This window comes from Methylobacterium sp. WL6, assembly GCF_008040095.1.
Classification (GTDB): Bacteria; Pseudomonadota; Alphaproteobacteria; order Rhizobiales; family Beijerinckiaceae; genus Methylobacterium.
In genome coordinates this window covers 30,886-44,263 of sequence record NZ_VRVH01000015.1, presented here as the reverse complement: position 1 = coordinate 44,263, position 13,378 = coordinate 30,886, and the positions used below count along the sequence as shown (strand labels likewise).

The 13,378-nt window shown below is 70.1% G+C and carries 14 protein-coding genes, 1 tRNA gene and 1 pseudogene; 2 read left to right on the top strand and 14 right to left on the bottom strand.

Going from position 1 to position 13,378, the window contains the following annotated elements; genetic code table 11:
* Both FV230_RS04290 and FV230_RS04285 read right to left on the bottom strand, forming a co-directional pair.
* Positions 1–401 (bottom strand): annotated as a pseudogene (locus FV230_RS04290) (hypothetical protein); the annotation flags it as partial.
* Positions 402–626: 225 nt separating this feature from the next.
* A complete protein-coding gene (locus tag FV230_RS04285; RefSeq protein ID WP_246694728.1) occupies positions 627–1,394 on the bottom strand; it encodes a lytic transglycosylase domain-containing protein in 768 nt (255 codons plus the stop codon).
* Positions 1,395–1,585: 191 nt separating this feature from the next.
* Between FV230_RS04285 and FV230_RS04280 the strand changes: the two genes are divergently transcribed.
* The gene (locus tag FV230_RS04280; protein ID WP_147841395.1) at positions 1,586–1,873 is read left to right on the top strand and encodes an MTH1187 family thiamine-binding protein; all 288 of its coding nucleotides are present in this window, start codon (positions 1,586–1,588) and stop codon (positions 1,871–1,873) included.
* Between the two features lie 39 nt (positions 1,874–1,912).
* On the opposite strand, the gene FV230_RS04275 is transcribed toward FV230_RS04280, so the two are convergent.
* The 10 genes from FV230_RS04275 to FV230_RS04230 form a co-directional block, all read right to left on the bottom strand.
* Complete coding sequence (locus FV230_RS04275; RefSeq protein WP_147725574.1) at positions 1,913–2,116, bottom strand: hypothetical protein; 204 nt, start codon at positions 2,114–2,116, stop codon at positions 1,913–1,915.
* A gap of 362 nt (positions 2,117–2,478) precedes the next feature.
* A tRNA-Ser gene (locus FV230_RS04270) sits at positions 2,479–2,568 on the bottom strand.
* Positions 2,569–2,678: 110 nt separating this feature from the next.
* A complete protein-coding gene (locus FV230_RS04265; RefSeq protein ID WP_147841394.1) occupies positions 2,679–3,023 on the bottom strand; it encodes a hypothetical protein in 345 nt (114 codons plus the stop codon).
* Positions 3,024–3,264: 241 nt separating this feature from the next.
* On the bottom strand, positions 3,265–4,134 hold the full coding sequence (locus FV230_RS04260) for a MipA/OmpV family protein (protein ID WP_147841393.1): 870 nt from the start codon (positions 4,132–4,134) through the stop codon (positions 3,265–3,267).
* Positions 4,135–4,302: 168 nt separating this feature from the next.
* On the bottom strand, positions 4,303–5,754 hold the full coding sequence (locus FV230_RS04255) for an amidase (protein ID WP_147841392.1): 1,452 nt from the start codon (positions 5,752–5,754) through the stop codon (positions 4,303–4,305).
* A 22-nt stretch (positions 5,755–5,776) separates the two neighbouring features.
* The gene (locus tag FV230_RS04250) at positions 5,777–6,769 is read right to left on the bottom strand and encodes an oligopeptide/dipeptide ABC transporter ATP-binding protein (protein ID WP_147841391.1); all 993 of its coding nucleotides are present in this window, start codon (positions 6,767–6,769) and stop codon (positions 5,777–5,779) included.
* Entirely contained in the window at positions 6,766–7,746 is a 981-nt protein-coding gene (locus tag FV230_RS04245) for an ABC transporter ATP-binding protein (RefSeq protein WP_147841390.1), read from the bottom strand. The genes FV230_RS04250 and FV230_RS04245 overlap by 4 nt, the downstream gene beginning before the upstream one ends.
* On the bottom strand, positions 7,743–8,675 hold the full coding sequence (locus tag FV230_RS04240) for an ABC transporter permease (RefSeq protein ID WP_147725568.1): 933 nt from the start codon (positions 8,673–8,675) through the stop codon (positions 7,743–7,745). Before FV230_RS04240 ends, FV230_RS04245 begins: the two co-directional genes overlap by 4 nt.
* Complete coding sequence (locus tag FV230_RS04235) at positions 8,672–9,649, bottom strand: ABC transporter permease (RefSeq protein WP_147841389.1); 978 nt, start codon at positions 9,647–9,649, stop codon at positions 8,672–8,674. Before FV230_RS04235 ends, FV230_RS04240 begins: the two co-directional genes overlap by 4 nt.
* A gap of 24 nt (positions 9,650–9,673) precedes the next feature.
* Positions 9,674–11,266 carry an ABC transporter substrate-binding protein gene (locus FV230_RS04230; protein WP_147841388.1) on the bottom strand — a complete coding sequence of 531 codons (1,593 nt, stop codon included), beginning with the start codon at positions 11,264–11,266 and terminating at the stop codon, positions 9,674–9,676.
* Between the two features lie 308 nt (positions 11,267–11,574).
* On the opposite strand from FV230_RS04230, the gene FV230_RS04225 reads away from it, so the two are divergent.
* Positions 11,575–12,081: a hypothetical protein gene (locus FV230_RS04225; protein ID WP_147725565.1), complete on the top strand. Its 507-nt coding sequence runs from the start codon at positions 11,575–11,577 to the stop codon at positions 12,079–12,081.
* A 25-nt stretch (positions 12,082–12,106) separates the two neighbouring features.
* Here the strand turns inward: FV230_RS04225 and FV230_RS04220 are convergent, their stop codons facing one another.
* Positions 12,107–12,322 (bottom strand): hypothetical protein, encoded by a 216-nt coding sequence (locus FV230_RS04220; RefSeq protein WP_147841387.1) that lies wholly within the window; start codon positions 12,320–12,322, stop codon positions 12,107–12,109.
* A 262-nt stretch (positions 12,323–12,584) separates the two neighbouring features.
* Positions 12,585–13,313, bottom strand: coding sequence for a MarR family winged helix-turn-helix transcriptional regulator (locus FV230_RS04215; RefSeq protein WP_246694726.1), 729 nt, complete (start codon positions 13,311–13,313; stop codon positions 12,585–12,587).
* Positions 13,314–13,378 lie beyond the last annotated feature (65 nt).

Sequence of the window (13,378 nt, the reverse complement as noted above, 5' to 3'; positions counted from 1 at the left end):
TGCGCCAGCAGGTTGGGCTCGGCAGCAGGCGGCGCGCCCGGAGGCGGCGCGTCCTGCGGGACCGGCTCCTGCTGCGCGAACGGGGTCGCCGGCTCCGGCGGCGCCTGCGGGCGCTCGGCGGACCAGTCGGGGAACGCTTCGAGCAGGGCTTCCCGCCACCGCGCGCGGGCTTCCGCTCCGAGCGTCGGCGCCGGGTCCTGAGCGACCGCGCCGGGCACGGCGCCGGCCGAGGCGACGAGGGGGTCCGATGTCGGTGCGGTGCGCAGGCCGCCGAGGACGACGCTTCCCGAGACGAGGGCGGCGACGGCTGCGACCGAGGCCGCCCTCAGCGCGACGCGGCGCAGGCTCGCGCTCGACCGAAACCGTTGCGCCTGTGGGCCGGAGGAGGGATCTTCGACCATGCGGGCACCGCCTGTTTCCAAACGGATGCCGTCGATCCGATCCCGCGACTGCCGGACGTATCCGTGCAAGCGGGCTGATCCGCACCCTCCCGGCCCGATCGGCCGAGCGGTGAGATGGCTCAGCCCGCCCGGTTTTTGTGGGGCGGCTTTATGGTTAACCGGCGACGAATCGTGGCCGTTCTCGGCCAGGGTTCGTCGCCGTGGCGGCCTGTCCGATCGCCGAGGTCAGTCCCCGTCGATCTGCCGGCCCATCAGGGCGATGGCGCGCTGGTACACCGAGGCGGCGTTCCAGCCCTGGAGCGCGGCGAAGTTGGGCTCGCCGGGCTGGTATCCGGCGCCGGCCTGCCAGCCGTGACCCTTCAGGAAGTTCGCCGTCGAGCTGAGCGCCGCGCCGACGTTGTTGAGGTCGCCGGTGCCGTAGGTCAGCACGTTCTTGGGCAGGAACTGGGTATGCCCGATCTCGCCGTGGGCCGCGCCGCGCGTGGCGGACGTGATCAGGCCGCGGTCGACCAGGGTGAGGGCCGCGTAGAGCTGGTCGGTGAAGTAGGCCGAGCGGCGGCAATCGTAGGCTAGCGTTGCCACCGCGGACAGCGTGTTGACGTTGCCGCGCACCGCGCCGAACCCGGTCTCCATGCCCCAGATCGCCAGCAGCGGGCCGGGGGGAACGCCGTAGCGCTGCTCGATCTGCGCGAACAGCGCCGCGTTCTGGCGCTTGAGCGCCCGCCCGCGCGACACGATGGTGGTGGCGCCGCGCTTGGCCAGGAACTGGTCGAGCGAGAGCTTGAAGCTCTTCTGGCCGCGGTCGGCCGAGATGGTCGGCGTCGAGTAGGAGGTCTCCTGCAGGGCGGCGAGGCTCGCGGCACTCGCCCGGCCGCGGGCTTCCTCGGCGAACTGGGTCTTCCAGGCCTCGAAGCCGCTCGCCGAGTTGCCGCACTGGGCCGCCTCGGCGCCGCCGGCGAAACAGGCGAGCGCCACCGCGGCAACGGCCGCCAGGGAGGCGCGGCGCTTGGGGTCGGTCACGGAGATCTCCATCGACAGTCGGTTGGGTTGGGGGTTGGGTCGGGCTGGGAAACGCGGCACGGTTCGGCCAGAACGGCGCGGTGCCGGCTTCCTGCGGTCTGGCTCGCTATGTAGCGGGCGTTGCAGCCGGACATAACCCCGCGCCCGCCACCGAGGACAAGTTCATGAAGGTTGTTGCAGATCTGTGCATCGTGCCGATGGGCGTCGGCCCCTCGGTCTCGTCCTACGTCCGCGAGATCAAGACGATCCTGGAGACGAGCGGGCTCGACGCCGAGATGCATGCCAACGGCACCAACATCGAGGGCGAGCTCGCCGACATCTGCCGGCTGATCGAGCTGTGCGAGGAGCGGCTGAGCCAGATCGGCGTGCAGCGCGTGTTCTACACGATGGCGTTCTCGTCGCGCCGGGACAAGGCGCAATCGATGGCCGACAAGCTGACCGCGGTCTCGTAGCGCTCGGAGATCCCCACCGCGCGCGGCAACCGGGCCGGCTCAGAGATAGTGGCGGAACACCGTCTGGCCGACCGTCGACTCGTGCTCCGCCGACAGCAGGTCGGCGAGGCAGCGATAGGCCAGCAGCAGGCCGGTCGCGAGGGCGGCCAATGCCAGGAGGAGCGGGTTGGCGAGCGGCGTGACGGCGAAGGCCAGGGCCACGAGGACGACGGGAAGACGCAGGAGCCGGGTCGCGATGGTCATCTGTGCTGCCTCGCCGTCGTCGGGTCATCGAACGCACCCACGGTAGGCGCCGCGGGTTGCACGAATGTTTCCTGCGCCCGACGCAGCCGCTTCGGGGTGCTCCAGCGCACCTCGGCTCTCCGAAGCCGGAAATTTCGTGCCGAATGCGTCGGCGCAGCCCGTCGAGCCCTCGTCGGGCCGGCGCATCGGCAGGATGCCATCGCGACAGCTCGACCAGTCGTCGGCGTTGCTATTGCTGCCCGCCCCGCCGAGACGTTGTGGATTGCCGGTATGATGCGAGACAAACGCCACGGTCGAGAGACGCTCGAGACCGAGGGCGCCGCGCCCCGGGGGGCGGCGCAAAACCTAAAGTCAGCGGTCCGTGGCGGAGGGAGCGGGATTCGAACCCGCGATACCGTTTCCGGTATACACACTTTCCAGGCGTGCGCCTTCAACCACTCGGCCACCCCTCCGTGCCCGGCAAGCGTCGGCGCCGCGCATCGCGCGGGCGGCGGACGGTTCGACCGGGTGGCGTGCTGTACCCGCCGCGTCGCCCGGGTGCAAGCGGCTTGACCGCTCCGGTCTAGGAGCGTGCGCGGCGCGACACGAGCGTGGTGGTGGCGATGGCGAGGCCGGTCCCGAGCATCGCCGCGCCGCCCTTGACGACGAAGTCGGCGAGGCGACCGTGCCGGGTCAGGGTGAGGCCCTGCCCGAGCTCCAGGATGGCCGCGAGAGCGACGACGCCGACGAGGACGACGAGCCATCGGCGCGGATAGGCGAGGGCGAACAGCATCCCGAGCGCGCCGTAGGCGAGCGCGCGCTCGACGTTCGCGGGCGCCACGGACGGCCGCAGATCGATCGGCGACAGGGTGACGAAAACGAGCGCGGCCACCACGAGCCAGGCCGTGACGCGGAAGAAGGATTGCATCGGGTCGTGTCGCCCGAGACCGGCCTGCGGGTCAATGCAGGCGATCGATGAGCTTGGCGTGCCAACGCGAAATCAAGTCACCGCCCGTGGGCGATCGGCCGCCATGGCTGCCGAGCCTCACGGTTCCCGATGCGGGCGCCTGACGCTCCGGCCGACGCCCACGGTCGCCGGCGAGCCGCCTCGGACGTCGGTGCGGCAGAAGGGACCGTCGCGGCCGGACGCGCCGACGGTCGGCGCGCGCTCAGAACCAGGACCGCGTGGCGAAGGAGTAGTCGACCTTCAGTCCGAACAGGAACTGGTCCGGGTTGCCGAACGGGCGCCGCACCAGCGGGCTGTCGCCGGAGGAGCCGAGGATGCGCGAGTAGCCGGCGTAGCCGGTATAGGCCCAGGTCGCGTCCTGGGTGTAGGTGACCGCGCCGAGCACGCCCGCGGAGAAGAAGCTGCCGGGGTCGTAGGCGGCGACGCGACCGTTCACGGCGGCCTCGTCGGCGGTGACGCCGAAGTACTTCCGCGCGTAGGAGGCGTCGCCGATGTTCAGGCGCGGTCCGATCGAGAACTGGAAGCGGTCGACCGGCAGGATGTAGTCCGCCCCGACCGAGCCGACGGTGCCGTGGTGCCCGTACACGCCCTGCCGGACTTCCACCCGCGTGCGGATCGACGGGATCGGGTAGAACTCGATGAACAGGCCCGGCTCGACGGCGAAGCGCGCATCGCGGAAGCCGAACAGGTGCCGGCGATCGTCGCCGTAGTAGCGGCCCGGCACGAAACGCGCGGTCGGGCCGATGCGGAACACCGCGTTGTCGTAGAGCGAGAAGCTGAACCCGTCGTCCGGCGCTGAGAAGCGGCGCGGCTCGCCGGCGCGGCGCACGTCGATCGCCGGGTAGCCGATCACCGTGTAGTCCTCCGAGCCGGGATAGCGCGGCGTGAACTGGAGGTTGCCGGTCAGGGTCACGATCCAGGTGTCGGGATCGGCCTGGGCGAAGGTCGGCACCGCCCGCGGCATGATCGCGCCGAGGTCGGCGGCGAGGGCCGATCCGCCGAGGCCGATCGCGAGGGGGAGGGCGAGGAAAGCCGCACGCGGCTTCGAGGAGGGGCGAACCGCATTGCTCATGGCCGATCTTATAGACACGCCGAACCGCGCTCCGCCCGCGTTTCATCCCGTCGCGGCCGCAAAAACCCCGATTGTGTCCGCGCCGCAACGAACGCTTGCAACCGGCCGAACGGGTGATCGCGTCCGGTGCCTCTCAGGATTGCAGGGCTTCGGGTCGAAGGGTCGGGATCATGCCCCGAGCAGCGGCGGCGGCCGGCGCGAGACCCAGCCGGCCGCCGCGTCGTAGGCGGCGCCGAGCTGCAGGCAAGCCAGCTCGCCCTGGTTGGGGCCGACGATCTGGATGCCGGTCGGCAGCCCGCCGGGGCCGAACCCGGCCGGAACGTTCAGGGACGGCAGGCCGCTCATGGTCGCCGGGATCACCACCTGCATCCAGCGGTGATAGGTATCCATCGTGCGGCCGCCGACCTCTTTCGGCCAATCGAGGCCGATCGCAAACGGGAACACCTGCGCGCTCGGCATCACCAGGAAGTCGAAGCGCTCCATGAAGGTCCGCACGGCCTCGTACCAGGCGGTGCGGCCCTCCTGCGCCGACCTGATCTGGTCGGCGGTGAGGGCCAATCCCCGCTCGACCTCCCAGATCGCCTCGGGCTTGAGCAGGGCGCGGTGCGCTGGGTCGTCGTAGAGCGGGCGGAGGCTCGACGCATTCATCCAGGCGCGCAGCAGGACGTAGTCCTGCCACAGCCGCTCCATGTCGAAGGCGGGCCGGGCGTGCTCGACGCGGCAGCCGAACGCCTCGAAGGCCGATAGCGCCTCGACCCCGCATTCCAGCACCCCGGGATCGAAGGGCAGCTGCCCGTCGAGGTCGCCGAGCCACGCGATCCGCGTGCCGGAAAAATCGCGCTTCAGGTCCTCGGCGAAGATCGCCGAATCCTGCGGGATCGAGAATGGCACGCGCGGGTCGGCGCCGACCTGAACCGACAGCATCAGGCCGATATCGGCCGGCGAGCGGCCGATCGCGCCGGAGACGCCGAAGCCCGGCGTGAACACGTCCGGTGCGGCGATCGGGATCCGGCCGTAGCTGGTGCGCAGGCCGAACAGGTTGTTGAAGGCCGGCGGGTTGCGAAGGCTGCCGGCATGGTCGCTGCCGTCGGCCACCGGCTGCATGCGCAACGCCACCGATACCGCGGCGCCGCCGCTCGAGCCGCCCGCGGACCTGCTCTGGTCGTAGGCGTTGGCGGTGGCGCCGTAGACCGGGTTGAAGGTGTGCGAGCCGAGGCCGAATTCCGGGACGTTGGTCTTGCCAATGAACACGGCGCCGCCGCGGCGAAGCCGTCCCGCCATGATCGAGTCGGCCGGCGCGATCCGGTCGCGGAAGATCGGCGAGCCTTGCGTGAACGGTAGGCCGCGGACCGCATCGAAGTCCTTCACCGCCAGGGGAAACCCGTGGAGCGGGCCGGCGCTCTCGCCGCGGGCGAGGCGGGCGTCGCGTTCCGCGGCTTCCGCGATCAGGCGGCCCGGATCCTGCAGCGCGACGATCGCGTTCACCGCCGGGTTCAGCCGCGCGATCCGCGCGAGCGTGGCTTGCATCACCTCGACGCAGGACACCGCCTTCCGGTGGATCGCGGCGGACAGCGCGACCGCGCTCATTTCGAGGATGTCGGACGGCGCGCTGGATGTCATCGGAACTCCACCGGGCAAGCGGTCAGGTCAGCCGCCCTTCCTGATAGGCGTGGCAGGCGACGCCATCGATCAGCGCCGGCACCTCGGCCCGGCAGCGGTCGTCGGCGAAGGGGCAACGCGGGTTGAAGCTGCAGCCCGGCGGCGGGTCGATCGGGTTGGGGATCTCGCCGGAGACCGGCGTGCGCTGCCGCCCGGTCAGGCCGATATCGGGCACCGCGTCGAGCAGCATCCGGGTGTAGGGATGCTTCGGATGCGTGAACAGCTCGCGCCCGCCGCCGATCTCGACGACGCGGCCGAGATACATCACGCCGATCCGCGTCGCCATGTGGCGCACCACGGCGAGGTTGTGGCTGATGAACAGGTAGGTCAGCCCGAGCCGGTCCTGCAGGTCGCGCATCAGGTTGAGGATCTGTGCCTGCACCGACACGTCGAGCGCCGAGGTCGGCTCGTCGCCGACTAGGAACTCCGCTTCCGAGGCGAGCGCGCGGGCGATGGCGATGCGCTGGCGCTGCCCGCCGGAGAAGGCGTGCGGGTACTTCACCCGGTCGTCGGGATGCAGGCCGACCAGCGTGAGCAGCTCCCCGACGCGGTCGGCGATCGCCGCCTCGCCCCGGATCAGGTCGAAGGCCCGGATCGGCTCGGCGACGATCCGTCCGACACGCCAGCGCGGGTTCATCGACGCGTAGGGATCCTGGAACACCATCTGGATGCGTCGCCGCAGCCGGCGGCGGGCTGCGTTCTGCGCCGGATCGGTCATCGAGACGCCGGTGATGCGGACGTCGCCCGCGCTCGGCGGAAGCAGGCCGACCACCATGCGCGCGACCGTCGACTTGCCGGAGCCGGATTCGCCGACCAGGGCGAAGGTCTCGCCGCGCTCGATCGTGAAGGCGACGCCGTCGACCGCCTTCAGCCACTGCTTCGGCTGCCGCTCGATCATCCGGTTGAGCCACGGCTTCGACACGTCGAACAGCCGGCGCAGGCCCTCGACCTCGACGTACGGCGCGGGCGCGCTCATGCCGCCACCTCGGCGCGATCGTAGAGGTGGCAGGCGACGCGGTGCCCGCCCACCGGGATCGGGTCGGGCCGCTCGACGCGGCAGCGGTCGAACACCTTCGGGCAGCGCGGGTTGAAGGCGCAGCCGGCGGGAATCGCGGTCAGGCGCGGCATCGCACCGGGGATCTGCGCCAGCCGCCCGGTCTCCTGCGTCAGGGTCGGGATCGCGCCCATCAGGCCCTTGGCGTAGGGATGCAGAGGGTCGCCGACCACGGCGCGGACCGGGCCGATCTCGGCGATGCGGCCGGAATACATCACCGCGACCCGGTCGGCCGCCTCGGCGATCACGCCCATGTCGTGGGTGATCAGCATCACGGCGGTGCCGTGATCGCGCCCGAGGCGCTTGAGCAGGGTGATGATCTGCGCCTGCACCGAGACGTCGAGCGCCGTCGTCGGCTCGTCGGCGATGATCAGCTCAGGCTCGGCCGCCAGCGCGAGGGCGATCACCACGCGCTGGCGCATGCCGCCGGAGAACTCGTGCGGATAGCCGTCGATCCGCTGCTCGGGCGCCGGGATGCCGACCTCGGCGAGCAGGTCGATCGCCCGCGTCCGCGCGGCCTTGGCCGAGAGGTCGGTATGCGTCTGCACGGTTTCGATGATCTGCCGTCCGATGCGGTAGAGCGGGTTGAGGCTGGTCAGCGGGTCCTGGAAGATCATACCGATGCGCCGGCCCCGGATGCGACGCAGCCGCTCGGGCGGCAGGTCGTCGATGCGTTCGCCGCCGAGCCGGATCTCGCCGCCGCTGATCCGGCCGGGCGGGTCGATCAGGCCGATCACCGCCGCGCCGGTCACCGATTTCCCGGCGCCGGATTCGCCGACGACGCCGAGGATCTCGCCGCGGGCGATGTCGAAGGACACGCCGTCGATCGCCTTCAGGATGCCGCGCCGCGTCGCGAACTCGACGCGCAGGTCGCGGACGGAGAGGACGGGTTTTGTCATTGCAGCTTCGGGTTCAGCGCGTCGCGCAGCCAGTCGCCGAGCAGGTTGATCGCCAGCACCAGCCCGGCGAGCGCCAGGCCGGGGAAGGCGACGATCCACCACTCGCCGGAGAACAGGAAGCGGTTGCCGGTGCGGATCAGCGTGCCCAGCGACGGCATGGTCTCGGGCAGGCCGGTCCCGAGGAACGACAGCGTCGCCTCGGTGATGATCGCCAGCGCGAGGTTGATCGTCGCGATGACGAAGACCGGTCCCAGCACGTTCGGCAGGACATGGCGGACCATGATCACGGGCGACGACAGCCCGATCAGGCGCCCGGCCTGGACGTAGTCCTTGTTCTTCTCGACCATCACCGAGGAACGGACGGTGCGGGCGTACTGCACCCAGAACGACAGCCCGATCGAGACGACGATCAGCCCGATGGTCGCGTTGGTGTCGAGGCCGCCGCCGGCCGCGGCCTTCGCCACGCCGTCGACGACCAGCGCGATCAGGATCGCCGGGAAGGTCAGCTGCACGTCGGCGACGCGCATGATGACCGTGTCGACGAGGCCGCCGAAGTAGCCGGCGATCAGCCCGAGCGCGAGGCCGAGGCCGCCCGAGACGAGCACGCCGAGAAGGCCGACGACGAGCGAGAGGCGCAGCCCGTAGAAGACGGCCGAGAGCACGTCGCGGCCCTGGTCGTCGGTGCCGATCAGGAACGGCGCCTGCCCCTCCGCCGACCAGATTGGCGGCAGGTTCGAGTTGATCAGGTCGAGCTCGGCCGGATCGTAGGGATTCTGCGGCGAGATCCACGGCGCGGCAATGGCGAGCGCGAAGAACAGCACCGTGACTGCGAGCGCCGCCATCGCCAGCTTCGAGCGGCGGAAGCTCGCGAAGACGTCGGAATCGAGGAACCGCGCCCAGCGCGAGGGCGTCGCGGCGAGGGCGCTCATGCGGTGCGTCCCGCCAGCCGCAGGCGCGGGTCGACGATCGTGTAGAGCACGTCGACCGCGAGGTTGATCGCCACGAAGATCGCCGCGACCAGCAGCAGGTAGGCGGCCATGATCGGGATGTCGACGTTCTGCACCGCCTGCACAAAGAGCAGGCCCATGCCCGGCCACTGGAACACCGTCTCGGTGATGATCGAGAAGGCGATCACCGAGCCGAGCTGAAGCCCGGCGATGGTGATGACCGGGACGAGGGTGTTCTTCAGCGCATGCCCGAAATGGATCGAGCGGGTGGTGAGGCCGCGCGCCCGGGCGAAGCGGATGTAGTCGGCGCGCAGCACCTCCAGCATCTCGGCGCGGACGAGCCGCATGATCAGGGTCATCTGGAACAGCCCCAGGGTGATCGAGGGCAGGATCAGGGCGCGGAGCCCCGAGACCGTGAGGAAGCCGGTGGTCCACCAGCCGAGGCGCACGGTGTCGCCGCGGCCGAACGACGGCAGCCAGCCGAGCGTCACCGAGAACAGGAAGATCAGCAGGATGCCGATCAGGAAGGTCGGCAGGCTGACGCCGGCGAGCGAGATCGCCAGGAAGAGCTTGGCCAGCGCCGTCTCGCGGTGCAGCGCGCAGTAGACCCCCATCAGGATCCCGACGATGAGGGCGAAGATCGTGGCGCACAGCGCCAGCTCGAGGGTCGCGGGCATCCGCTCCGCCAGCAGGTGCGAGACCGGCTGGCGGAACTGGTACGAGATCCCGAAATCGCCTCGCAGCACGTTGGCGGCGTAGCGCGCCGCCTGCACCGCGACGGGGTCGTCGAGCCCGAGGTTCCTGCGGATCTCGGCCCGCTCCGAGACCGGGGTGTCGACGCCGACGATCTGGTTCACCGGGTCGCCGGCGAAGCGGAACATCGAGAACGCGATCACCCCGACGACGGCCAGGACCACGACCGATTGCAGCAGGCGGCGGAGGATGAAGGCGAGCATCGGGTCAACCGTTCACGCCGCGCCTCAAGGCTTCTTCGACACCCAGTAGAGCAGCAGGAGGTTGTCGGGCCGCTGCGTCAGCGTCACCGTCTTCGAGACGCCCCAGGCCAGCGCCTGCTGGTGCAGCGGGATGACGGCCCAGTCCTTCTGCAGGATCTCGAAGCCCTCCTTGATCTCGGCGTCGCGCTTGGCCTGGTCGGTCTCGCCCTCGACCTGGTCGGCGATGGCGTCGAGCTTGGTGTTGCAGTAGCCGCCGAGGTTCCAGCCGCCGCGGCTCGACTTCGGATCGGTCCGGCAGCCGACCATCTCGTAGAGGATGTTGTGGCTGTCCTGTGATGACGGCGTCCAGCCCAGCAGGTAGAACGCGGTGTCGTAGTTCGGCGCCAACACCTTTGCGAAGTACTTGGCCTTCGGCTGGGCGTTGAGGTTCACCTTCACGCCGACGCGGGCGAGCATCGACACGACCGCCTGGCAGATCGCCTCGTCGTTGACGTAGCGATCGTTCGGGCAATCCATCGGGACGGTGAAGCCGTCCGGGTAGCCGGCCTCGGCGAGCAGGGCCTTGGCCCGCTTCGCGTCCGTCGTCGGGCGCTTGAACTCGGCCGAGCGCGCATAGAGCGAGGGCGCAATCATCAGGGCGGTCGGCGTCGCCTGCCCGCGCATGACGCGCTTGGCGATCGTGTCCTCGTCGATGGCGAGGTACATTGCCTCGCGCACGCGCACGTCCTTGAACGGGTTCTTGCCCTTGATGCTCGAGTCCTTGAGCTCGTCGCGGACCTGATCCATTCCGAGGAAGATCGTGCGCAGCTCCGGCCCGGTCATCACCGTGGCGTTGCCGCTGGCGTTGACGCGCTGCTGATCCTGCAGCGGCACCGGGTCGATCCAGTCGACCTCGCCGCCGAGCAGGGCCGCGACGCGGGTGGCGTCGTTCGAGATCGTGGTGAACACCGCCTCGTCGAGGTTCGACTCGACCTTGCCCCAGTAGCCGGGGAACTTCTTGAAGATGGTGCGGACGCCGGGCTGGTGCTCGGTGATGACGAACGGGCCGGTGCCGTTCTCGTGCAGGGTGGCGTAGCTCGGCGACGCCGCGCTCACGGGCGAGGGCGCGACGGCGTTGTTCTTCTCCGCCCAGGCCCTCGACATGATGTACCAGGTCGAGAACTGGTAGACCGCGATCGGGTTGGGCTTCGACAGCACCATGTCGACGGTGTGGTCGTCGACCTTCACGAACTTGGCGTCGGACGGGATGTTGGTGGTGAAGCTCGATCCGGCGGCCCGGACCCGGTCGGCGGAGAACAGCACGTCGTCGGCGGTGAAGGGCGAGCCGTCGTGGAAGCTGACGTTCTTGCGCAGGTGGAAGCGCCAGCGCGTCGGCTCCGGCGTCTCCCACGATTCGGCGAGGCCGGGCGCGAGGTTGAGATCCTTGTCGCGGGTGATCAGCGCCTCATAGACTGCGGCGTGCATGCCGATCGTGAAGCTTTCCTTCAGCGAATACGGATCGAGGGACTTGATGTCGCCCTGGAAGGCGAAGCGGAAGACGTTGGCCGCCTGGGCCGGCGCCATCCCGAAGGCCAGGGCAAAGCCGGCGGCGGCCGCGAACGTCCGGATCCGTGACATCGACAAACGCAACTCCCTGAAGCGACCGGTCTCGGCGGGATCGACGACCCTTGGATGCCTAAGAAAACGGCACCGGGTCAACCGCCCGTCATATCATTCGGGATGATCCGTCGTTTCGGCGCCCGCCGCGAGGGCGCGCACGCATGGATCGCCATGCACCATGCGGGACTCGTGCCAGCGGTTGCGGATCGCCGACCGCGCCGGATCGATCTCGGCGGTGCATGACCTTTCCGAGGCCCCTCGACTCTCGATGCACCGTCGTCCACGGCTCTTCGCGCGCGCCGCGATCGGCGACGGGGGAGGTTGTCTTGAGAAACATCATTGCGACGACGGCGGTTCTTGGATTCCTTTTCGCAAACCCAGCATCCACCGCGTCGGCGAAGCCGTTCGAGCTGCCCGACACCAAGCCGATCGTGACGATCGACCTCCCTAACGCGTGGTCGCCCGAGGAAATCGAGAAGGGTGCCCAGGCGACGTCCCCGGATACGTCGATCTACGTCGCTTTCGAGGTGCAGAACCTTAAGAACCTCGAGAACGCCATCGTCGAAGGCGTGAAGTTCTTCGCCGAGAGCGGTGTGAAGATCGATCCGAAGTCGCAGAAGAAGTCCGAAGCCAAGATCAACGGCTTCGACGTGGTCGATCTCGGCTGGGACGGCGTCGACAAGGACGGCCCGACCAAGGTGAGCCTGTCGATCATCGTGCTGTCGGAGACCAAGGTCGGCATGCTGTCCTACTGGGGCTCGCCCGCCGGCGAGACGAAGTACGCGGCGCAGCTCAAGGCGATCGCCAACAGCATCCAGCCGCTCGGCCGATAGGCGACTCGCCGTCGCCGGGGCGGACCTAGCTCGCCGGGCCGGACCTGCCCTCGCGGCGGTCCGGCCCGGCGCCGCCGCACAGGTGCCGGGAATCGCCGAGCGTCCGGAAATCCTGCGTGCGCAGGTTGGTCGTCGTGAAGACCTTGCCGCGGTCATCGCCCTTCGGGATCGAGACCGGGCAGGTCTTCACAGGATCGCCGACCTTCGCGTCCGCGACCGCCGGGACGAAGACGTAGGACACGCTTCGACGCCGTTTCCAAGCTCGACGCCGGTGCCGTCGTCGGTGGCCTTGCTCTTGGCTCTCATCAGCGGAGCGCCGAAGCGCCTCCCGATCGCGGGAATCACCGTCGTCGCGCAGGCCCCGACCCGCCTCGGCATCGCATCGCCGGCGACGGTGGGTCCGGCAAGGCGTGCGGCGATCACGACGGCGACGGCGAGGGGCGTGGGCGTGCCCGCAGCGTATCGCCCGCGGCCATCGTGTGCAGCGGCTCCGAACGGCCGTGTCAGTGCGCCGGGATCGGGGCGAGCGCGTCGGCTTCGTCCTCGTCGGCCTCGATCTCCGCATCGGCCTCGGTCTCGTGCCCGGTCAGCCCGCCGGCCTCGGCGAGTCCCTTGGCGGCCTTGCGCAGGAGCTTGCGCAGGCGTCGCCGCTCCTTGTTGTCGAGGCCGGCGAGCAGCTCCGCTTCGACCGCGTCCCAGATGCCCTCGATCGCCTCCGCCTTGGCGAGCCCCGCCTCGGTGAGGCGCACGCGCACGATGCGGCCGTCACCGGCCTCCGCGCGCCGCTCGACGAAGCCGAGGGCGGCGAGCCGCGAGATCGTCTTCGATGCGGTCGGCGGGCGCACGCGCAAGGTCGCGGCGAGGTCGCCCATCGTCATCGTGCCGGAGGCCGCGAGCACCTGCACGACCTGCTCCTGGCCGGCGAACAGGTCGAGCGTCGCCAGCCGGTCGCCGATGCGGGCGCGATGCAGGCGCGCCGCCTGGACCAGCGCCCAGCCGACGCTCTTGGCGCCCGGCGGCTTCGATCCGGGCCGCTTCGCGACCGCCGTTTCGGGGCTCGGAGCCGGGACCTCACCGGGGCGCTCAGCCGAGGCGTCGCGGCCCTTCCGCTTGATCCGCGCCGCGTCGGGAGAGGGCCGCCCGTCCTTCCGGTTCTTCGCCTTGCCGTTCACGGGCAGCCCCGGGTTCTCGATGACCGGCGCGGCTGCCGGGATCTCGTCCGCCGCTGACATCCCATACCCCGCGCTGCACGACCGAACACGCCGAAAATCCGGCCCCGGAAACGGGACCGGCCTCG